We start from the raw sequence: 19902 nt of genomic DNA, 5'->3' as shown, positions 1-19902 counted from the left end.
GAAGGACTGGATCGTCCCACAGTCGGCCGGCGGGTCAGCGGCGGAGGCGGGCGTCGTACTCGGCGCGGTCGGCGTCGACGTCCAGGAACACCCGGTCGAGCCCGGTGACCGTCCGCATCCGGCGGGCGAGCGGCCGCGGCAGCAGCGGCCACGCCAACACCGCGGACAGCCGGCCCGGCACCACGGCGCGGCGACGTCCGGTGCGCAGCACCGACACCACGGCGTCGGCCACCCGTTCCGGCGGTATCGGCGCGATCAGCCGGCCGGGGTGGGTGCCGGTCAGCAGGCCGGTGTCGGTGAACGACGGCAGCACCGTGCTCACCCGCACCCCGAGCGGCGCCAGTTCGGCGTCGGCGGCGTCACCGAAGCACAGCACCGCGGCCTTGGTGGCGTTGTAGACGGCCATGCCCGGCACCGGGATGCAGCCCGCCACCGAGGCGACGTTGACGATCCGGCCGCCGCCGGCCGCCGCCATCGCCCGGCCCGCGGCACGGGTGCCGTTCAGCACCCCACGCAGGTTGACGTCGACGGTGGTGTCGACGATCTCGTCGTCCTGGTCTAGCAGCGGGCCGAGCGGCATCACCCCGGCGTTGTTCACCCAACCCCACGGCTGCCCGAGCGTCGACTGGACACCGGCGAGGAAGGCCTGCACCGACGCGCGGTCGGTGACGTCGAGGACGGCGCCGTACAGGCCGTCGGCCTCGGCGGTGCGCCGCACCGCGGCCTCGTCGATGTCGCCGATGGCGACCCGGGCACCGGCCTCGCGCAGCGCCTGCGCGGTCGCCCGGCCGATGCCCCGCGCCCCGCCGGTGACCACGACGACCCGGTCGGTGAGGTCGGTTCTGCTCATGTGTGGATCTCCCTCGGGTCGTGGATCCTTCGGTGCCGCACCGCGACCAGCGCGCGGGTGCAGGCGTTCATCGCCCGCAGCAGCGGCCCGCGGAACCGGTCCGGGTAGGCGGTGGCGACACGCTGGGTGGTGACGGTCTGCGGTTCGGTGTAGCGAACGATTCCCTCGCGGCCGTGCCGACGGCCGGACCCGCTGGTGCGCATGCCGCCCATCGGGGCGCCGAGCGAGGCGATCGCGGACAGGTACCCGTCGTTGACGTTCACCGATCCGGCGACCACCTCGGCCGCGATCCGGCGGCCGCGCCGCAGGTCCCGGGTCCAGACGCTGGCGCTGAGGCCGTACTCGCCGGCGTTGGCCAGCCGGACCGCCTCCGCGTCGGACGCCACCCGGTGCACGGAGACCACGGGGCCGAAGGTCTCCTCGGCGTACACCGCCATCTCCGCGGTGACGCCGGTGAGCACGGTCGGCTCGTGGAAGAGCGGACCCAGGTCCGGCCGGGCCCGGCCGCCGGTGAGCACGGTCGCGCCCTTGGACACCGCATCCGCGACGTGCTTCTCGGTGGCCTCGAGCTGACGCAGCGAGGTGAGCGAGCCCATGTCCACGTCGTAGCCGTACCCGGCGCCGACCCGCAGCCGGGCGGTGCGGTCGGTCAGTTCGGCCAGGAAGCGCTCGAACACCTTCTCGTGCACGTAGATCCGCTCGATCCCGATGCACATCTGGCCGGCGTTGGAGAACACCGCCTGCACCGCGCCGCGGGCGGCCGCGGTCACGTCGGCGTCCGCGCACACGATCATCGGGTTCTTGCCGCCGAGCTCGAGCGAGGCGCCGATCAGCCGGTCGGCGCAGCGCCGGGCGATCTCCCGGCCGGTGGCGGTCGACCCGGTGAAACTGAGGTAGTCCACCGCCTCCACCAACGCGGGCCCGAGCAGCCGCCCGGGGCCGGCGACCACCTGCCACACGGGGTCGGGCAGCCCGGCCCGCACGGCCAGCTGCCGGGCGTAGAGCAGGGTCAGCGGGGCCTGCGAGTCCGCCTTGCTGAGCACGGCGTTGCCGGCCAGCAGCGCCGGGATCACGTCCCCGACGGCCAGGAACAGCGGGTAGTTCCACGGCGCGATCACCCCGACCAGGCCCTTGGGTCGGTAGCCGACGCGGGCGCGGACCAGGCCGGGCACCGCGCCGCGGACGCGGCGTTCGCCTAGGTAGCCGGCGCTGTGCGCGGCGTAGTGAAGCGCGGTGGCGACCACGCCCTGCACCTCCACCGCGGCGTGGATCCGGGCCTTGCCGGTCTCCCACTGCATCAGGTCGCAGAGCCGGTCGTGGTGCTCGACCAGCAGCCGTGCGAAGCGGGCCGCGACCGCCTGCCGGTCCCGGACCGGCCGGGCCGCCCACTGCCGCTGCGCCGCCCGGCCGACGGCCGCCACGGACTCGACGGACTCGACGGGCGTCTGCGGAACCGCTGGGAGCGGCTCGCCGGTGAACGGTGCGGAGGCGCAGGAGAACTCGGTGGATGCGGGCAGCTGGGCCAGCAGGGCGTCGACGGCGGTCGCGTTCAGCACGGCGCACCTGCCGGGCTGCGGTCGGCGGTCACCAGACGAGTCGGGCGAGATACCTCTCGGCGTAGCGGCGCACCGCGGCGGGATCGGCGGTGTCCAACTGTCCGTGGGGGAGCAGCATCAGCGACATCGCGACGCGGATGAGGATCTCGGAGACCGCGAGCAGGTCCTCCTCGGGCATCTCGGCGCCACTGTGCCGCAGCGTCGCGGCGACCCGGACCGAGGTGACCGCGATCGGCGCCCCCTCCGTGCGGGTGGCCACCTCGACCATCAGCTCCGGCTCGCTCTCGAGTATCCGTCCGAGCAGCGGGATCTCGCGCGTCAGCTCGATGCCCCGGGCGAAGCACTCGACCACGGCGCGGGCCGGGTCGAGCTCCCTGGCGACGACGTCGAGCTGGTCGAAGAACAGCCCCGCCTCCCGCAGGATCAGCATCTCGACCAGCGCGTCCTTGTTCGGGAACCGCCGGTAGAGCGTGCTGCGGCTGATCCCCGCGCGCTTGGCGACGTCGTCCATGTTGGTGCGACGGATCCCGTAGCGCTCGAACTCGGCGCGGGCGGCGTCGAGCATCGCCTGCTCCGCGGTCGCGGCGGGCACTACTGCAACGGGGCCGGGTCGGGTTGTCATCGTGAGCCAGCATATCCATCGTCAGATCGCCCGCAGCGTCACCGGCAGGCGGTCCTTCGGGACCGGCAGGGTGGTGTTGTCGAGCTTCCAGGTGTAGCCGTCGGGCACCGACCACTCGTACTCGAGCAGCAGGTTGTGCATGATCGTCTTGATCTCCATCTGGGCGAAGTACAGGCCGATGCACTTGTGCACGCCGCCGCCGAAGGGCATCCAGGCGTACCGGTGCGACTTGTCCTCGGCGCGTTCGGGGGAGAAGCGGTCCGGGTCGAACCGCTCCGGGCCCGGCCAGAGAGCGGGGTTGTGGTGGTTGACCATCGCGATCGCGCTGACGTAGGTGCCCTTGGGCACGAAGTGGCCGTCGATCTCGGTGTCCTCGGTCGCCCTCCGGGCCAGGCCCGGCACCGGGGAGTTCAGCCGCAGCGACTCCTTCATGACGGCGTCGAGGACCGTGAACTCGTTGAGGTTGTCGTAGGTGATCTCGCGGGGCAGTGAACGGGACTGGGCGCGGGCCTTGTCCTGCCACTCGGGATTCTTGGCCAGGTAGTAGGCCATGGTCGTCAGCGTGATGGTCGAGGTGTCGTGCGCGGCCATCAGCACGAAGATCATGTGGTTGACCACGTCCTCGTCGGTGAAGGTGTGGCCCTCCTCCGACCGGGCCCGGCAGAGCACGGAGAACAGGTCCGGGGTCTCGGTGGCCCGCTTGGCCGGCAGGTGCGCGCGGAAGAACTCCTCGAGCACCGCGCGCCCGGCCAGCCCGCGGGCCCACTTGGTGCCGGGAATGTCCTTGCGCACGATGGACATCCCGGCGTTGACGCAGTCGATGAACGCCTTGTTGATCCGGTCGGCCTCGGCGCGGGGCAGGTCGAGGCCGAGGAAGATCTCCAGGGCCAGGTCCAGGGTGAGTTCCTTGAGCCGGTCCAGGAGCAGCACGCGGTCGCCGGTGGGCAGGCCGCGGACCCCCTCGTGCAGCATCGGCTGCATGTCGTCGAGGTAGCCGCGCAGGTGCTTGTTGTTGAAGGCCTGCTGCAGGATCAGCCGGTGGTGGCGGTGCTCCTCGAAGTCCATCAGCAGGATGCCGCGACGGAAGAACGGGCCGATGAGGAAGCCCCAGGCGGGCTCGGCGGCCAGCGCCTTCTGCCGGTTCATGGCCACCGCCTCGGTGCCGTCGGCCGTGAGCGGGATGGCGAAGACCAGGCCGAACGCCTTGACGTAGGTGATGTCCCCGAAGGCCGCGCGGCGGCGGGCCACCAGCTCGATCGGGTTGCGGAAGAACCGGAGGAGTTCGAGCACCCCGGGGTCGCCGGTGCCGTAGATCGGCTTCAGGTCGCTGTCGGCGGGTGGCGGGGCCAGCACGTTGGTGCGCACGTCGATCTCCTAGCGGACGGGGGTGGCGGTGGGGGCGTTCATCAGTGGCCGCGGGTCGACGCCGACGCGGCGCCAGGCGTCGTAGGCCCACGGCAGGTACAGCGCGCGCAGCGGCAGCCGGTTGACGATCGGATTGATCCGCCGGGAGAAGGCGGCGAACCGTTGGAACCGCTTCTCCTTCTTCGGGTTCCAGTCGAGCCCGCAGACCTCGCGCATCTGCGGCGGCAGTGTCCCGACCACCACGGTGCGCAGGAAGCCGTTGATCGGCGCGGACAGCACCCGCCACATCGGCCGCGGGAGCCAGCGGGGACCGGGCACGCCCTTGCGGAGGTACCCGGTGGCGTAGCCGATGGTCGGGTTGGCGACGAACCGACCCAGCATCCGGTCCCAGTACTCGACGAACTCCTCGTAGGTCTGTGGCTGGCTGCGGTCGCTGACCCCGTAGATCTGGTACCAGGTCCGGCCCTCCTCGAAGATCTGCGCCTTCTCCTCGTGTGTGAGCCGCCGGATGAAGGTGTCCGTGACGTAGAGGACCTGGTCCACGAAGGTCGCGTGCGCCCAGTAGAAGAGCTCCGGGTTCAGCGCGTGGTACCGGGAACCGTCGCTGATCGTGCCCTTGATCGGCTTGTGGAAGTCGCGGACCGTGCGACCCCAGTGGTGTGGGTCCTCGGCGTAGACGGTCTTCATGATCGGCGGCCCGCTGCGCCGGGCCCGGCCCAGGGTGTCGGAGAAGATCACCGAGTGGTCCTCGACCGCCTTGCCGAGCTGCTCGATGCAGTTCTCGGTGCCGGCCAGTCGTTGGAAGCCGAGCAGTCCGCGGACGTCGCCGTAGTACTTCCAGGTCAGCGTGTCGGGACCCAGGCGCGGCGAGTCCGCGGTGACCTCCACGTCGACGGGCATGGGGACGGCCTCGCGGATGGCGGATTCGTAGTCGGGCGGCATCGTCGGTTCCTTGTCTGCCTCGGACCTCCGGGACCGGCCCCGGTGGACAGGACCCGAAGGCTGGGACTTTGAAACAAATTTGTCTCGCTGTGTCAGAAAGGTAGCAGTGGGTGACGTGCGCCACAAGTGCTGCCGTTGGAGATGGCCCTTCACGCGGAAGTTACTGGCTGGTAGGTTTGGCTCGACCCCGACGAAAGGCGTGACCGTGGCGAACTCCGGCGGACTGCTGTTCAACCCGCGCACCTACGACCCGAAGCACTTCGACCCGGAGACCCGGCGACTGCTGCGCGCGACGATCGACTGGTTCGAGAACCGTGGCAAGCAGCGCCTTCTCGCCGACGACCTGGACGCGGTGTGGGTGTCGGACTTCCTGCAGTTCGTCAAGGACGAGAAGCTGTTCGCGACCTTCCAGACGCCCGCGGAGTTCGGCGGCGACGACCCGAACCGGCGTTGGGACGCGGCCCGCAACGCCGCGCTGAGCGAGATCTTCGGCTTCTACGGGCTGGCCTACTGGTACGCCTGGCAGGTCACCATCCTCGGCCTCGGGCCGATCTGGATGAGCGAGAACGACAAGGCCCGCCAGCGTGCCGCCGACGAGCTGGCCGCAGGCGGAGTGATGGCCTTCGGTCTGTCCGAGCGCGCGCACGGCGCCGACGTGTACTCCACCGACATGCTGCTCACCCCGGCCGCAGGCGGCGACGCGTCGGGCGACGACGCGGTCGCGTTCCGGGCGACGGGGGAGAAGTACTACATCGGCAACGGCAACGTGGCCGGCATGGTGTCAGTGTTCGGGCGCCGCACCGACGTCGACGGCCCCGAGGGCTACGTCTTCTTCGTCGCCGACAGCCGGCACCCGCAGTACGAGCTCATCGACAACGTCATCCACGGCCAGATGTACGTGAGCACCTTCCGGCTCGAGGACTACCCGGTCCGCGAGGAGGACATCCTGCACACCGGGGTACAGGCCTTCGAGGCTGCGCTCAACACCGTCAACGTGGGCAAGTTCAACCTGTGCACCGGCTCGATCGGCATCACCGAGCACGCCTTCTACGAGGCGATCACCCACGCGCACAACCGGATCCTCTACGGCAACCCGGTTACCGACTTCACACACGTGCGCGCCGCCTTCGTGGACGCGTACAGCCGGCTGGTGGCGATGAAGCAGTTCAGCGCCCGCGCGGTCGACTACTTCCGCAGCGCCAGCCTCGAGGACCGTCGCTACCTGTTGTTCAACCCGATGACCAAGGCCAAGGTCACCTCCGAGGGCGAGCGAGTGGTCGCGCTGCTGCACGACGTGATCGCCGCCAAGGGCTACGAGAAGAACACCTACTTTCGTGAGGCCGTCGAGGTGATCGGCACCCTGCCCAAGCTCGAGGGCACCGTGCACGTCAACGTCGGGCTGATCCTCAAGTTCATGCCGAACTACCTGTTCGCCCCGGCGGAGTACCCGGAGATCGGCACCCGCCTCGACGCCGCGGATGACGAGTTCTTCTGGAACCAGGGCCCCACCCGGGGCGCGGCGAAGGTGCAGTTCCACGACTGGGTCCCGGTCTACGAGCGGCACGCGGACCTGCCGAACGTGGCGCTGTTCCTCGAGCAGGCACGGGCCCTGCAGGTGCTGCTCACCACCGCGGGCCCGGACGCCGAGCAGCAGAAGGACCTGGACTTCCTGCTCAACGTCGGGCACCTCTTCTCGCTGGTCGTGTACGGCCAGCTGATCCTCGAGCAGGCCGAGCTCACCGGCCTCGACCGCGATCTGCTGGACCAGATCTTCGACTTCCAGGTCCGCGACTTCTCCGGCTACGCCGTTGCGCTGCACGGCAAGTCCTCGTCGACGCCGGCCCAGCAGGTGTGGGCGCTCGGCGCGATCCGCAAGCCGGTGGTCGACGACCAGCGGTTTGCGCGGGTGTGGGAGCAGGTGCTCGCCTACGATGGCGCCTACGAGATGACGCCGTAGCGTCGGCTGGGGGCAGGGAACGTGAAACTCATTCGGACAGTTGTCGTGTCGGTCGCGGTGGCGGCGTCGCTGACGGGCGGCACCGCCGCGGCGTCCACCGGGTCGTCCGCCGACCCGGTGGGGATCTCGCCCACGTACACGCTCGGCGGCGGGGCGATCGGGTGCGTCGGGACCGTGGACGCGCGCTTCGAGCCGGTCAATCCCTGGGGCGGCAACGATCCGGTGGTCTGGGTGCGACCGGAGTTCACCTTCGTCCCGGGCGTGTTCACGTCCCCGTACTGCGGGGTCGAGGCCACCCTGAGGTGGAAGAACCTGGACACCGGCGCGAGCGGAGTCTTCCCCGGGCCGCCGGTGCCGCTCGGTGACGACACCCCGCTCTCGCCGACGGACGGGCTGTGGGTGCCGATGACCGCGCCCGTCGGGACCGGGCGGATCGAGATCCAGATCGACACGAACTTCCCGCACGTCCCGGGTCGGGGCACCGTCGTGGTCCCCTGACCTTCACCGCCCGGTCGTCAGATCTGCGTGATCGCTCGGAGTCGGGGCCACCGCACCCACCGGAGCCAGGTCCTCGACAGTCATCGGTGTTTCGTCTCCGACGCTGATCGTCCGTGGTGCGAATCCGTTGGCGATGACGAAGCGCATCAGTCGGGCGAGAGAGTCCTTGACCTCACGCAGCATGGCCAGACGGGGCGACTTGGGATCGCCGAATGCCTCGAGCCTGTTGATCTGGACGGAGACGTTCGTTTCCGCATCGGCGAGCTGATACCAGAGGTCGTGGTCGAACGGCAGATCCAGCATCTTGCGTGCATGTTCGACCGTCACCCGAAGAACAAGCGTCTTGAGATCGAGTGCGGGCCGTGGCTCTGCGCGTCCGCCCGCTACCGCCCCGACGGCGATCGCCCCACCCACACCCGCCAGGCCTCCGAGCACGGCCAGTCCGCCGATCAACCCGACCGGACCTGCCGCCAGCAGTGCGATCCCGGCGGCCGCGCCCAGGACCCGACCCCACGGCACCCCGCCTCGGCGGCCCAGTGCCTTCTGGACATCCTCGATGGCGCCGATGACCTTCACGCCTACGTCCCTATTGAAACCCAGGGCAAAGGCGATCTCGGGTATCGCCCGCGTCGGGGCGCGGTCGACGTCGATCTCGTACGGATCCACCGCGTTCGTCAGTGCGAGCACCACCAGTTCGGAGACGGCCTCGTGAAGTTCCCACCGGTGGGGCACCGGCGGCAGGCCGCCGTCGATCAGTTCGTGAAGTTCGGCGGCCAACGGCTGCTGGCCAGAGGCGGCGAGTTGTTCGATCTCGGCGATCACTTGATCCTGGCCGATGCGCAGCGCACCGGCGTAGCGGGTGGCGGTCTCCTGATCCTTGATGTGACGCGCGACGGCATGCCCGTAGTGGAGCATGAGTAGGACCGATGCCTGTTTGTCGGTCAGCCGCACCGCGATTCCCGGCCTCGTCGTCACCACGCTCTTGCTGGGATGAATGATCTGGGAGACCAGGCCGGCCACTGCGGGGTGTCCGAGATATCTGCTGGCGCGGTGTTCGAAGGGACCGATGTCGACGACGAAGTCCTGGGCTGCGGGGAACGTCGGAGCCAGGCCGCGGCCTCCGGGCACAACGTCGCCGGGATTGAAGATGTTCGACCAGTCGTCGGCCCGGGCATAGGGAAACCTCTTCAGCAGGCGTTCGCTGCCCTCGTGGAGCGAGGGTGCGGAGGCGGGGCTGCCGATCGTGAGGAACCGTCGGACGTGGACGTGTTCGGGGAGGTGGTCGAGCAGGTCGATGGCGACGACACTGCCGAGGCTGTGCCCGATCAGGACGATCTCGTCGCCGAAGTCCTCGATCAGGATGCGGCGCAGTACCGCCCCGCGCAGTGGCTCGTTGCGTACGTATCTGCGTACCTGGGTGAGGTCGTAGAAAGGGAGGTGGTCGACTGCGAAGCCCTGCAACTCATTCAGCGGTGCCGAGGGCACGCGGTGCATACCCATTCCCGACGGCGTGGAACCGAGTCCCAGTTCGCGTTGGATGTGGGCCTGACGGCGCGCGAACCCGAAGCGGTCCTTCGAGTCGTCCTTGACGCGATAGGTCACCGGGGGCATTTTCGCGCTGATCCCGTCGGTAGAGAGGATGTCGCTGTAGCGCGGAGCGAGGGTCTCGGCGACGTCGAGTGGTTCACAGCCGGCCTGTGCCAGTCCACGATTGAGGCCATTCAACCATCCGGCCTGCGGGTCACCGTCGCCGATGCCGTGCAGGAAGACAACCTTGACCGTCACTATCCACCCCATTCATCGTCGTCCGACGTTTCCGCCGGCCAGAAACTACCGCACACGCCAGACACCGGTGCAGCCCAACGGTATTCACCTACGCCGAACTCTCGTGTCCGCACCAAGATGGGCATGTGCCCCTGCAGCGATCCCGACCGCCAGCATCGTCGCGCTCGCGATCGAGCCGACGCGCTGACCGGGGAGGCGCGGCCGCCCGCTAAGCTGCTGCTTTCATGGCACTCAGCGCAACCGTCCACACCTTCACCGTCCAGCTGGCCGACGTCGATCGCGGTGTCTACCAGGACCTGGAGCTGCGGGTCGCCCGCCATCCGTCCGAGACTGCCGAGTTCATGTTGACTCGACTCCTGGCCTACTGCCTCGAATACGAGGACGGCATCGCCTTCAGCTCCGGCGGGGTGTCCAGCACCGACGAACCGGCCGTCCTCGTCCGTGACCTCACCGGCCGGATCACTGCCTGGATCGACATCGGCGCACCGGACGCCGACCGCATCCATCGCGCCGCCAAACTTGCCGACCGCGTCGCGATCTACACCCACCGCGATCCGGAGAAGGTTCTGACTCCGTTGACCGGCAAACGAATCCACCGGGCGGAGTCCATCCCCGTATTCAGCTTCGACCGCTCCTTCGTCGATGCCGCGTCCGCAGCCGTCGAGCGGCGGAACACGGCCACCGTCTCCGTCACCGAACGCGAGCTGTTCCTCGACCTGAACGGAACGGGGTTCGGCACGTCGATCGAGGAGCACAGGATTTCCTAGGCTGAGTATTGTTCTCCGACAACAGGTTCGATCTCAGCCTGGTCCAGGACCCCTAGAGGACTCCCGACTGTCCCTGCGGGTGTGCCCGGTCATGAAACGGATTCCAGGCACTGCCGGGACTTCTTCACCGAGTTGGCGTCTTCCGGAAAGGACATCTCGGTGTCTGGCCAGACGGTGCTCTGCCGCGCGGAACTGTCCACGCTGACAAGTGGTGCGCTGCCGGCAACCACCGTCAGCGCCGGGCCCACTGGGAGCGGTGAGTCTGAGCCCAATCCCCATACTCCGTGGTCGATCGAGCCGTCGCTCCTCCGGAACTGCATGGTGATTGCGTAGTAGTTGTCGAATGGCACGGAGCCCTTGCTGCGGGTCCATGGGTCGTGGACGGCTACTGCCTCGAGCGGCTCGACGGGGTCGGCGGCCGGCCTACTTGCGATCACATCCATCAGGCTGGAGTCGACCGCGATGCAGTTCGCATCGGGCGCCCGGCGAATATCAGCGGCCACGACGGCTCCCAACCAGGTGACCACAGCAGCTGCGGTCAGCGCAACGGCCGCCCCGCGCCAGGACCACCCCTTGCGACCCGTCATCTGCTGCCTCCCACGTTCACACTGCGACAGCCATCGTCACACGGGAACAGTGGAGACCAGGTCCACCACGCATGTCGGAACCCACCGACCGGCGTGGCAGTTCCCGCCGGTACCGCCCATTTCCTTGCCGGACCGACGCCGCGGGCCATAGTGTGCGGGTTCCCCCCTGGCTGGCACACGATTTCGAGGAGTCCGACGATGAAGTTCGGCATCACCCTGTTCACGAGCGACAGGGGCATCACTCCGGCCTCGGCGGCGCGTGCTGCGGAACGTAGCGGGTTCGACTCGTTCTACGTGCCCGAGCACACCCACATCCCGGCCCGACGCGACGCCGCGCACCCGCAGACCGGCGACGAGACGCTGCCCGACGACCGCTACATGCGCACCCTGGACCCGTGGGTGGCGCTGGCGACGGCCTGCTCGGTGACCCAGACGATCCGTCTCGGCACCGCGGTGGCGTTGCCCGTCGAGCACGACCCGATCACCCTGGCCAAGACCATCGCCTCCCTCGACCACCTCTCCGGCGGCCGCGTCACCCTCGGCGTCGGCTACGGCTGGAACCTCGACGAGCTCACCGACCACGGTGTCCCGACGGGCCGGCGCCGGACCATGCTGCGCGAGTACCTCGAGGCCATGGCGGCGCTGTGGTCGCAGCAGGAGGCCAGCTACGACGGCGAGTTCGTGAAGTTCGGCCCCAGCTGGGCGTGGCCGAAACCGGTTCAGCAGCCTCGGGTTCCGGTCATCGTCGGGGCCGCGGGCAACGAGAAGAACTTCAAGTGGATCGCGCGGTCCGCGGACGGCTGGATGACCACCCCGATCGAGCAGGACATCGACGACAACGTGCTGTTGCTGCGCAAGATCTGGCAGGAGGCCGGCCGCGAGGGCGCACCGGAGGTGGTGGTCCTGGCGGGCAAGCCCGACCAGGACAAGCTCGCCCGCTGGGCCGACATCGGCGTGACCGAGGTCGTCTTCGGGGTGCCCGACAAGTCCGAGGACGAGGTGGTGGCCTTCCTGGACCGGCTCGCGGTCAAGGTGGGCCGGACGCCGGTCGCGGGCTGACCCGCGGTGGGCGGGTTCAATCCAGGGCCTGAACCCGCCCCTCCCTGCGGGCCTTGGCCAGCCCGCGCCGCGCCATGAACCCGTTGGCCAGCAGCAGGATCGTCTTGTTCGCCGGTGCACGGAAGCCGAACTCGGTGTGCGGCGCGTAGCGCGCCTCGGTGCCGGTGACCTCGAGCCAGCCGGTGTTCTGGCGGGACTCGAGGCCGACGAGCTGGGCCCGGTAGGAGTGGGCGAGCAGCCCGGCGCGACGGCCGCCGGGCGGCACCCAGTCGGGCACCCGCATCCGGACGCCGGCGGCGTCGGCGCCGATCACCCCGGCCGGTGCGATCACCGGGTACCGGTCGGCGTCGCGGTAGGCGAGCAGTAGATGCGGCAGTCTCGCGGCCCGCTCGCCGGTTCTCGCCGCGTCCACCCGTGGGCCGGTGCCCTTCTTCGGTGGTGACTGTGGCGCGGCGGCGACCTCGGGCCGGGGTGCGCCGAACACCTCGGGCTCGTCGTCGGCGCCGGGCGAGCGCCAGGCCACCACGCGGGTCACGGTCACCGTCACCAGCACCCGGTCCTCGTAGTACGAGTGCAGCCACCGGTCCCAGAACCGTCCCGTCTTCGCCGCGCCCATGAACGGCTCCGCGCGGGTGCCGATCTCGTCGAGCGTCGCGCGGTCGGGGTGTGGGTCGAATCGGGCCTCGCCCTGGACGAGGACGAACCGCGGGTCGGGGCGGTCACCGACGCCGTGCTCGCGGGCGTGGAAGGCCAGCGCGACCCGCGGATCGTCCCTGATGTGCTCGAGTTTGCGGACGAAGCCGAGCGAGGTGGTGAAGCCGACCGTGCCCAGTTCGCGATCGCGCATCCCGAACGGCGACACCGACGTCACCACGGCTCCGCCCGCCGGGGTGAGGCAGGCGAGGCCGCAGGTGAGGTCGCCGCCGAGGATGTCGTCGACGTCGTCCGACCACGTGACCGGCATGATTCGAGGCTACTCGCGAACGGACACCGCGCCTGTGCGTTAGCCCTTGGCCGCGGAGATCCCGGCGCGGCGACCGTAGAAGCTGCCGTCGCCCAGCGAGGTCCCGCTCGCGTAGCCGCCGGCGCACACGCCGGAGGTGCAGCGGCCGGCCGCGTACAGGCCGGGGATCGGCTCGCCGTTCACGTGCAGCACCTCGGAGTTGATCGTGGTGCGCAGGCCGCCGAGGGTGAACCCGGCGGTGAAGTTGCGCAGGTCCAGCGCCGCGACGGGGGAGCCGATCGGCTTGCACCACTCGGCCTTCTTGCCGAGCACCGGGTCCTCGCCGTTCGCGGCGTGCCGGTTGTAGACCTCGACGGTGGCCTGCAGGGTGCCCGCCGGCAGTCCCATCTCGGACTCGAGCTCCTCGACCGTCTCGGCGACCCACTTCGGCTGGAACCGGAAGAAGGGGGTGGAGCTGTCCGCCGCGGAGCCCTCCTCGTAGGCCGCCTCGTCGATGATGAGGTACGCCTGGTTGCCGTTGCGCAGCAACGTCTCCTGGCCGATGCGGCCGGGGTAGGTGTCCTCGTTGACGTACCGCTGACCGCGGGCGTTGACGAGGATGCCGCGGACCATCAGCTGCGGGTCGCCGAAGAACGCGACCTCGGTGGCGTCCATGTGCGCCAGGTCCGCGCCGATCGCCTGCGCCATCTGGATCGACTTGCCGTCGTGCTCCTCGATCGAGGCGCCGGGCTTGCCGATCAGCTGCGGCGCGAACGACTGCACCATTTCCTTGTTGTAGGCGAAGCTGCCGGTGGCCAGCACCACGCCGGTGCGGGCGCGGATCGCGAGCTCCTTGCCGTAGTGCTTGGCGACGATGCCGACGACCTTGTCGCCGTCGACGATCAGTCGCTGCACCCGCATGTCGTACTCGTGACGCACGCCGAGGCTCTCGGCGGTCTCGACCAGCGGCTTCATCAGCATGTAGCCGCCGCCCTTCTCGCCGGTGCGCTTGCCGCTCATCTGCGGCACGTGCCCGCGCGGCGCCGGGGTGGCGACCGTGTTGAACGGTGCGGCGTTCTCGCCGCCGGAGTACATCAGCCCGTCGTCGTACGGGGTCTCCCAGCCGGGCTGGCCGTAGAAGCTCTCCTTGAACGGCACACCGTTGTCGACCAGCCAGTTGTAGTGCTCGACGCTGCCGTTGCAGTAGTCGGTGATCTTCTCCTCGTCGGCGCCGGGGCCGAGCGCCGCCATCATGAATGCCTTCATGTTCTCGGGGGAGTCCTCGAACCCGAGAGCCTGCTGCAGCGGGGTGCCGCCGCCGAGGTAGATGAAGCCGCCCGCGAGGGCGGCCGCGCCACCCCATCCGCTGGTTCGCTCGAGCACCAGCACGTCGGCCCCGGCTCGGGCCGCCTCGATCGCGGCGCTGACGCCGGCGATGCCGTAGCCGGCGATCACCACGTCGGCCTCGTGGTCCCAGGAAAGCACCTGGTCGACGGACAGTGGACGGATGGGGGTGGCCTCGGCCATGGATCGGGTCCTTCTCTCGAGGGTTGTTGCCTTGTGTGCAGTATTTCCGTTGCGGCCTCAGCCCGTGGTCGAAACGGCGGACTCCGCGGCCGCCGCCTGCTCCGCCTCGCGGGCCGCCCGGCGCCGGTCGGCCTTCACGGCGACCAGCGCGTTGTTCAGGCCGGTGCCCAGCGGCCAGCCGACGTAGTGGCACAGGAAGATCGCGGCCTCCTCGCACTGCTGCTCGGTGAGCTCCTCGTTGTGCAGCGCCGCATTGAGCTGGATCTTCGCGACGTCGCCCTGCCCCTGCGCGGTGATCGCGCCGAGCAGCAGCAGACGACGGTCGCGCACGCTCAGGCCCGGTCGGGTCCAGATGTCGGCGAACAGGTGGTCCGCGGTGACGGCGAAGAAGTCGCCGGGCACGTCGGACGGCATCTCCCAGCCGTACACCTGGTTCATCATGGCGACGCCGCGCTTGCGGGCCTCGGTGGGGTTCGAGCCGTTCTGGTCGGTCATGCGTGCTCCTTCACGGTGGATTCTTCGATGGTTCCGGTGCCGACGCCCAGCCCCGGACCCAGCCCGGTGAGTGCGCGCAGCGCCAGCGGCAGGTCGACGCCGAGTCGCGCGCCGAGGTCGAGTGCGAGGGCGAGGTCCTTCTCGCCGAGGTTGCGGACGTGGCTCAGGATCGAGAACCAGCCGTCGGACTCGGCGACCGGGGCGGTGGTTTCGCGCAGCATGATCGCCCCGGCGCCGCCGGTGATGGCGTCGGTGTGCCGGACGACCTTGCCGAGGGTGCGGATGTCGAGGCCGGCGGCCTCGGCGAGTCGCTGTGCCTCGGTGGCGGCGGTGAACGAGATGAAGTGCAGCAGGTTGCGGGCCAGCTTCATCCGCGTCCCCGCGCCGACGTCGCCCGCGTGCACCACCAGTTCGGCGAAGGCGCCGAACGGCTCGCGGACCGCGGCGAACGCCTCCTCCGGGCCGCCGACCATCACCGCGAGGCGGCCCTGCTGGGCGCCAGGCGCGCCGCCGCTGACCGGTGCGTCGATCAGGTGCACGCCCGCCTCGGCACAGGTGCGGGCGAGTTCGACCGCGGTGACGTCCGAGATCGTCGAGTGCACCGCGATCACCGTCCCCGCCCGGGCGGTGGACAGGATGCCGTCCGGCCCGGTAACCACCTCGCGGACCTGGGCGTCGTCGAGCACCGTCACGGAGATCACCGTCGCCTCGGCGGCGACCGCAGCGGGGGCGGCCGCGACCCGCGCGCCGGCCGCGGCGAACGGCTCGGTGGCCTCGGGCCGGGCGTCGCAGACCACCAGGCCGCCGGGCCAGTCGAGCAGCCGCTTGGCCATCGGCGCGCCCATGTTGCCGAGGCCGATGTAGCCGAGTGTCACGTCGGTCGCTGCCGCGGTCACGAGCGGTACACCTGTCCGCCGTCGACGTTGAATATCTGGCCGGTGACCCAGCCCGCCTCGTCGGAGAGCAGGAACAGGCACATGCCCACCAGGTCGTCGGTGGTTCCCATGCGCTGCAGCGGAATTCGCTTGACCATGTCCTTGACGATGTTGCCCGGGGTGACGGTGCGGGTGGCCTCGGTGTCGATCGGGCCGGGCGCGATCGCGTTGATGCGGATGTTCGACCAGCCGAGTTCGGTCGCGAGCTGCTGGGTCAGGCTGTTGACCCCGGCCTTCGCCAGGCCGTAGTAGTTCGAGTACAGCCAGGCGGCGGTGGAGGACTGGTTCACGATGGAGCCGCCATTGGCGCGCATGTGCGGTACCACGGCCCGGCAGACCTGCAGCGCGCCGTCCATGTTCACGCTCATGAACCTGCGGTAGTAGTCCCAGTCGACGGTCAGCAGCGAGTCGATCTTCATGTCGCCGTAGATCGCGGCGTTGTTGACCAGGTGCTCGATGCCGCCGAACTTCTCGACGGTGAAGTCGGCCAGCGCCTGGGTCGACGCGCCGTCCGCGACGTCGACCTCCTTGAACACCGCGCTGCCGCCGTCCGCGGCGATCTGCTTGGCCACGGTCTCGCCGAGCTCGCAGTTCAGGTCCGCGACCACCACGTTGGCGCCCTCGGCGGCCAGGGCCTTCGCGTACCCCTCGCCGATGCCCTGCGCCGCGCCGGTGACGATGGCGGTGCGTCCGTCGAAACGTCCCATCTGAAGTCCTGCCTTCTGCTGTCGTGGAATGAACTACGCGGTTGCGGGTGCGGCGACGAGCTTGGTCTCCAGGTACTCCTCGAAGCCGGCGACGCCCATCTCGCGTCCGATCCCGGACTGCTTGTAGCCGCCGAAGGGTGCGTCGGCGCTGTACCAGACGCCGCCGTTGACGCTCAGGGTTCCGGTGCGGACGCCCGCAACCACCCGACCGACCCGATCGGGGTCCGTGCCCCAGACCGCGCCCGAGAGTCCGTACGGGGACTCGTTGGCGATCCGGACGGCGTCGTCGTCGCCGTCGTGCGGGAGGACGACGAGCACGGGACCGAAGATCTCCTCCTGCGCGACACGGGCGGAGTTGTCCAGGCCGGTGATCAGCGTCGGCTCGACGAAGAACCCACGGCCGAAGTCGGCGGGGCGACCGCCGCCGGTGACGAGGGTGCCGCCCTCCTCGACCGCGAGCCGGAGGTATCCCTCCACGCGGTCTCGCTGGCGCGCCGAGATGAGTGGGCCGCACACGGTTCCGGGTTCGGTGGGATCGCCGGGCCGGATGCCGGCCATGGTCCTGGCGGCAGCCGCCACGGCCTCGTCGTAGCGCGCCCGCGGGACCAGCAGGCGGGTGGTCAGCGCGCACCCCTGACCGGCGTGCATGCACACCGAGAACGCCGCGTAGGAACTGGCGCCGGCAATGTCGGCGTCGTCGAGAACGATGAAGGCGGACTTGCCGCCGAGTTCGAGGAACACCCTCTTCAACGAGTCCGCCGCCGCCCGCATCACTGCCTTTCCGGTCGCGGTGGACCCGGTGAACGAGACCAGGTCGACGCGCGGGTCCTCGGCGAGCTGGGCGCCGAGCCGGTGGTCGGTGGAGGTGACGACGTTGACCACGCCGGGCGGGATGTCGGTCTCCTCGGCAATCACCTTGCCGACCAGGGCGGCACACCACGGGGTGTCGGGGGCCGGCTTGAGCACGACGGTGTTGCCGGCGGCCAGGGCCGGGCCGAGCTTGGCGAAGTTGATCTGGTGCGGGAAGTTCCACGGGGTGATGGCGCCGACCACGCCGACCGCCTCCTTGAACACCCGCCGCCGGGTGGCGATGCCCATCGGGGTCGCGGTGCCGAGATCCGTTTCCCAGGAGTAGCCCTCGGCGAGGTCCGCCCAGTACCGCAGGTCGGCGACGGGTCCCTCGAGCTGCGGTCCGCTGGTGAGCAGGGCGGGGGCGCCGACCTCGGCGATGGTGATCTCGCGCAGCTCCTCGAGGTGGGACTGCAGCGCGTCGCAGAGCTGTCGCAGGCACCGGGCCCGGAAGGCGTGGTCGCGGCTCCAGTCGGTGGTGTCGAAGGCGCGTCGCGCGGCCCCGATCGCGGCGTCCATGTCCGATGCGGTGCCCTGGGCGGCGAGGCCGACGACCTCCTCGGTGGCGGGGTTGAGGACCTCGAAGGTGCCCCCGGACCCCGGAATCAGCTTTCCGTCGACGAGCAGTGCCGAGCTGTCGGCTGGTCGGAGCGTCATGCGCAAACCCTTCCTCTTCTGGACAGGCGTCTGGACTATAGTTCGCACAGTTGTCACGCGCAATGAGATTCGGGCAGAAGAGATTTCGAAGTCGGTATCGACAAACGACGGACTTCGTGTCTACTGTTCGTCACACCGCCGCGGCGCCGGAAAGTCGGCGCCGGGACGGTCGCCATCGCTCGCGGGACTCGTGCTCCTTTGGTGTCCTCGGGTGGGTGCGGCGTGTGCCCGATCACCGTTCCCCTGTTCGTTCGTTCGAAGGGAGATGCAATGAGTCGAGTTGCAGGCAAGGTCGCGTTCGTCACCGGTGCAGCCAGGGGGCAGGGCCGCAGTCACGCGGTCCGGCTGGCCGGGGAGGGGGCGGACGTCATCGCCTTCGACATCTGCGAGGACATCGCCACCAACGAGTACCCGCTCGCCGGCGAGTCGGATCTCGCCGAAACCGCGAGACTGGTCGAGAAGGCCGGCCGCCGGGTGGTCGCCGCCAAGGTCGACGTCCGTGACCGGGCGGCGATGGAGGCGAGGTTGGCCGAGGCGGTGGCCGACCTCGGCGGTCTCGACATCGTGGTGGCCAATGCCGGAATCTGCCCGCTGGGCAACCACATTCCGATCATGGGCTTTGTCGACGCGTTCGACGTCGACTTCGTCGGCGTGGTCAACACCGTGCATGCGGCGATGCCGCACCTGGGTGCGGGCGCGTCGATCATCGCGATCGGGTCCGTCGCCGGCCTGGTGCCGCAGACCGGGTTGAACGGCCAGCAGGCGCTGCAGGGGCCGGGCGGGGACGGGTACGGACTGGCCAAGAAGATGATCGCGACGTACACGAGTTCGCTCGCCCTGACCCTCGGGCCCAGTTCGATCCGGGTCAACGCGATCCATCCGACCAACTGCAACACCGACATGCTGCAGAGTCCGCCGATGTACAAGACGTTCCGTCCGGACCTCGAGAACCCCACCGGCGAGGACGCGGCGGTGACCTTCCCGTTCATGCAGGCCATGCCGATTCCGTGGGTCGAGCCGGAGGACATCTCGCACGCGGTGCTGTTCCTCGCCTCGGACGAGTCCCGGTACGTGACCGGACAGCAGTTGCGCGTCGACGGCGGCGCAGGCATGAAGATCGGGCTGTAGGGCGCGCCGCCCTGCTGACCAGCCGTGACGACGAGTGAGACGGGCCGGGGTGCCGTCCGGCTGGACGGTTTCGGACCTCGAACTGTAGTAGTGTCTGGACATGTGTCTAGTCAAAGTTTCGAGTCCACCCGCCGGCGCCTGACCCCCAAGCAGGCCGACACCGTCGACAGGCTGTGCGCGGCCGCCGTGGACGTGCTCCGCGAGGAGGACTTCGCGGGCCTGACGGTGCGCACCGTCGCGTCACGGGCCGGTGTCGGCCCGGCCACCGCCTACACCTACTTCTCCTCCAAGGAACACCTGGTGGCCGAGGTGTTCTGGCGCCGGCTCTCGGGCTCGCCCCGGCCCGAACCCTCGGAGTCCGGCCGGACCGGTCGGGTGGTCGCGGTGCTGCGTGACATCGCGCTCCTGCTGGCCGACGAGCCGGGCCTGTCTGCCGCCGTCACCAACGCCCTGCTCGGCGGCGATCCGGACGTCGAGCACCTGCGCGGCCGGATCGGGCTCGAGATCCGGGGGCGCCTGGAGGGCGCACTGGGTGCCGGAGCCGACCCCGACGTGCTGGAGACACTCGAACTCCTCTATGCCGGCGCGCTGCTCCGCGCCGGCATGGGATACGGCTCCTACGAGCAGCTCGCCGATCGGCTCGAGCGTTCCGCCACAATGATTCTGGAGTGAT

Annotated in this window: 19 protein-coding genes; 6 read left to right on the top strand and 13 right to left on the bottom strand. The window is 69.7% G+C overall.

Features of this window, described 5'->3' with window-relative positions; genetic code table 11:
- Positions 1–34: 34 nt before the first annotated feature.
- The 5 genes from ACFO6S_RS04750 to ACFO6S_RS04730 are packed head-to-tail and all read right to left on the bottom strand — an operon-like array spanning position 35 to position 5335.
- Positions 35–850: an SDR family NAD(P)-dependent oxidoreductase gene (locus ACFO6S_RS04750; protein WP_378414621.1), complete on the bottom strand. Its 816-nt coding sequence runs from the start codon at positions 848–850 to the stop codon at positions 35–37.
- The gene (locus ACFO6S_RS04745; protein ID WP_378414619.1) at positions 847–2406 is read right to left on the bottom strand and encodes a succinic semialdehyde dehydrogenase; all 1560 of its coding nucleotides are present in this window, start codon (positions 2404–2406) and stop codon (positions 847–849) included. The genes ACFO6S_RS04750 and ACFO6S_RS04745 overlap by 4 nt, the downstream gene beginning before the upstream one ends.
- A 28-nt stretch (positions 2407–2434) precedes the next feature.
- Positions 2435–3028, bottom strand: coding sequence for a TetR/AcrR family transcriptional regulator (locus ACFO6S_RS04740; RefSeq protein WP_378414618.1), 594 nt, complete (start codon positions 3026–3028; stop codon positions 2435–2437).
- Positions 3029–3049: 21 nt separating this feature from the next.
- Positions 3050–4393, bottom strand: coding sequence for a cytochrome P450 (locus ACFO6S_RS04735; protein WP_378414616.1), 1344 nt, complete (start codon positions 4391–4393; stop codon positions 3050–3052).
- Positions 4394–4402: 9 nt separating this feature from the next.
- The gene (locus ACFO6S_RS04730) at positions 4403–5335 is read right to left on the bottom strand and encodes an oxygenase MpaB family protein (protein ID WP_378414614.1); all 933 of its coding nucleotides are present in this window, start codon (positions 5333–5335) and stop codon (positions 4403–4405) included.
- Positions 5336–5540: 205 nt separating this feature from the next.
- Between ACFO6S_RS04730 and ACFO6S_RS04725 the strand changes: the two genes are divergently transcribed.
- Both ACFO6S_RS04725 and ACFO6S_RS04720 read left to right on the top strand, forming a co-directional pair.
- Positions 5541–7292 carry an acyl-CoA dehydrogenase family protein gene (locus ACFO6S_RS04725; protein ID WP_378414612.1) on the top strand — a complete coding sequence of 584 codons (1752 nt, stop codon included), beginning with the start codon at positions 5541–5543 and terminating at the stop codon, positions 7290–7292.
- A 45-nt stretch (positions 7293–7337) separates the two neighbouring features.
- Positions 7338–7790 carry a hypothetical protein gene (locus tag ACFO6S_RS04720; RefSeq protein WP_378414610.1) on the top strand — a complete coding sequence of 151 codons (453 nt, stop codon included), beginning with the start codon at positions 7338–7340 and terminating at the stop codon, positions 7788–7790.
- Between the two features lie 3 nt (positions 7791–7793).
- On the opposite strand, the gene ACFO6S_RS04715 is transcribed toward ACFO6S_RS04720, so the two are convergent.
- On the bottom strand, positions 7794–9575 hold the full coding sequence (locus ACFO6S_RS04715; protein ID WP_378414608.1) for an alpha/beta hydrolase family protein: 1782 nt from the start codon (positions 9573–9575) through the stop codon (positions 7794–7796).
- 224 nt (positions 9576–9799) lie between these two features.
- Here ACFO6S_RS04715 and ACFO6S_RS04710 point away from each other — a divergent pair, with 224 nt between their 5' ends.
- On the top strand, positions 9800–10342 hold the full coding sequence (locus tag ACFO6S_RS04710; protein ID WP_378414606.1) for a YaeQ family protein: 543 nt from the start codon (positions 9800–9802) through the stop codon (positions 10340–10342).
- An 89-nt stretch (positions 10343–10431) separates the two neighbouring features.
- Here ACFO6S_RS04710 and ACFO6S_RS04705 read toward each other — a convergent pair whose 3' ends face one another.
- Positions 10432–10929: a hypothetical protein gene (locus ACFO6S_RS04705; protein WP_378414604.1), complete on the bottom strand. Its 498-nt coding sequence runs from the start codon at positions 10927–10929 to the stop codon at positions 10432–10434.
- A gap of 198 nt (positions 10930–11127) precedes the next feature.
- On the opposite strand from ACFO6S_RS04705, the gene ACFO6S_RS04700 reads away from it, so the two are divergent.
- Entirely contained in the window at positions 11128–11988 is an 861-nt protein-coding gene (locus ACFO6S_RS04700) for an LLM class F420-dependent oxidoreductase (RefSeq protein WP_378414603.1), read from the top strand.
- A 16-nt stretch (positions 11989–12004) separates the two neighbouring features.
- On the opposite strand, the gene ACFO6S_RS04695 is transcribed toward ACFO6S_RS04700, so the two are convergent.
- Genes ACFO6S_RS04695 through ACFO6S_RS04670 form a run of 6 tightly spaced genes read right to left on the bottom strand, consistent with a single transcriptional unit; the run spans position 12005 to position 18101 of the window.
- Positions 12005–12952 carry a pyridoxamine 5'-phosphate oxidase family protein gene (locus ACFO6S_RS04695; RefSeq protein WP_378414601.1) on the bottom strand — a complete coding sequence of 316 codons (948 nt, stop codon included), beginning with the start codon at positions 12950–12952 and terminating at the stop codon, positions 12005–12007.
- Positions 12953–12991: 39 nt separating this feature from the next.
- Complete coding sequence (locus ACFO6S_RS04690) at positions 12992–14458, bottom strand: FAD-dependent oxidoreductase (protein ID WP_378414599.1); 1467 nt, start codon at positions 14456–14458, stop codon at positions 12992–12994.
- Positions 14459–14515: 57 nt separating this feature from the next.
- The gene (locus ACFO6S_RS04685; protein ID WP_378414598.1) at positions 14516–14953 is read right to left on the bottom strand and encodes a carboxymuconolactone decarboxylase family protein; all 438 of its coding nucleotides are present in this window, start codon (positions 14951–14953) and stop codon (positions 14516–14518) included.
- Positions 14950–15798 (bottom strand): NAD(P)-dependent oxidoreductase, encoded by an 849-nt coding sequence (locus ACFO6S_RS04680; RefSeq protein WP_378415222.1) that lies wholly within the window; start codon positions 15796–15798, stop codon positions 14950–14952. The genes ACFO6S_RS04685 and ACFO6S_RS04680 overlap by 4 nt, the downstream gene beginning before the upstream one ends.
- Before the next feature lie 47 nt (positions 15799–15845).
- Entirely contained in the window at positions 15846–16595 is a 750-nt protein-coding gene (locus ACFO6S_RS04675; RefSeq protein WP_378414596.1) for an SDR family oxidoreductase, read from the bottom strand.
- 33 nt (positions 16596–16628) lie between these two features.
- Positions 16629–18101 carry an aldehyde dehydrogenase gene (locus tag ACFO6S_RS04670; RefSeq protein ID WP_378414594.1) on the bottom strand — a complete coding sequence of 491 codons (1473 nt, stop codon included), beginning with the start codon at positions 18099–18101 and terminating at the stop codon, positions 16629–16631.
- A gap of 270 nt (positions 18102–18371) precedes the next feature.
- Between ACFO6S_RS04670 and ACFO6S_RS04665 the strand changes: the two genes are divergently transcribed.
- Positions 18372–19229, top strand: coding sequence for a mycofactocin-coupled SDR family oxidoreductase (locus ACFO6S_RS04665; RefSeq protein ID WP_378414592.1), 858 nt, complete (start codon positions 18372–18374; stop codon positions 19227–19229).
- A 102-nt stretch (positions 19230–19331) separates the two neighbouring features.
- Positions 19332–19901 carry a TetR/AcrR family transcriptional regulator gene (locus ACFO6S_RS04660; RefSeq protein WP_378414590.1) on the top strand — a complete coding sequence of 190 codons (570 nt, stop codon included), beginning with the start codon at positions 19332–19334 and terminating at the stop codon, positions 19899–19901.
- Position 19902: the final 1 nt, after the last annotated feature.

The organism is Rhodococcus kronopolitis (assembly GCF_042654025.1).
In the GTDB taxonomy this organism is placed as follows: domain Bacteria; phylum Actinomycetota; class Actinomycetes; order Mycobacteriales; family Mycobacteriaceae; genus Rhodococcus_G; species Rhodococcus_G kronopolitis.
The sequence above is the reverse complement of the archived record's forward strand: the minus strand, read 5'-3'. Positions and strand labels throughout refer to the sequence as shown.

Coding starts and splice junctions, on each gene's coding strand:
- ACFO6S_RS04750 (WP_378414621.1), bottom strand. CDS start 850: ATGAGCAGAACCGACCTCACCGACCGGGTCGTCGTGGTCACCGGCGGG.
- ACFO6S_RS04740 (WP_378414618.1), bottom strand. CDS start 3,028: ATGACAACCCGACCCGGCCCCGTTGCAGTAGTGCCCGCCGCGACCGCG.
- ACFO6S_RS04730 (WP_378414614.1), bottom strand. CDS start 5,335: ATGCCGCCCGACTACGAATCCGCCATCCGCGAGGCCGTCCCCATGCCC.
- ACFO6S_RS04710 (WP_378414606.1), top strand. CDS start 9,800: ATGGCACTCAGCGCAACCGTCCACACCTTCACCGTCCAGCTGGCCGAC.
- ACFO6S_RS04705 (WP_378414604.1), bottom strand. CDS start 10,929: ATGACGGGTCGCAAGGGGTGGTCCTGGCGCGGGGCGGCCGTTGCGCTG.
- ACFO6S_RS04700 (WP_378414603.1), top strand. CDS start 11,128: ATGAAGTTCGGCATCACCCTGTTCACGAGCGACAGGGGCATCACTCCG.
- ACFO6S_RS04695 (WP_378414601.1), bottom strand. CDS start 12,952: ATGCCGGTCACGTGGTCGGACGACGTCGACGACATCCTCGGCGGCGAC.
- ACFO6S_RS04690 (WP_378414599.1), bottom strand. CDS start 14,458: ATGGCCGAGGCCACCCCCATCCGTCCACTGTCCGTCGACCAGGTGCTT.
- ACFO6S_RS04685 (WP_378414598.1), bottom strand. CDS start 14,953: ATGACCGACCAGAACGGCTCGAACCCCACCGAGGCCCGCAAGCGCGGC.
- ACFO6S_RS04680 (WP_378415222.1), bottom strand. CDS start 15,798: ATGGGCGCGCCGATGGCCAAGCGGCTGCTCGACTGGCCCGGCGGCCTG.
- ACFO6S_RS04675 (WP_378414596.1), bottom strand. CDS start 16,595: ATGGGACGTTTCGACGGACGCACCGCCATCGTCACCGGCGCGGCGCAG.
- ACFO6S_RS04670 (WP_378414594.1), bottom strand. CDS start 18,101: ATGACGCTCCGACCAGCCGACAGCTCGGCACTGCTCGTCGACGGAAAG.
- ACFO6S_RS04665 (WP_378414592.1), top strand. CDS start 18,372: ATGAGTCGAGTTGCAGGCAAGGTCGCGTTCGTCACCGGTGCAGCCAGG.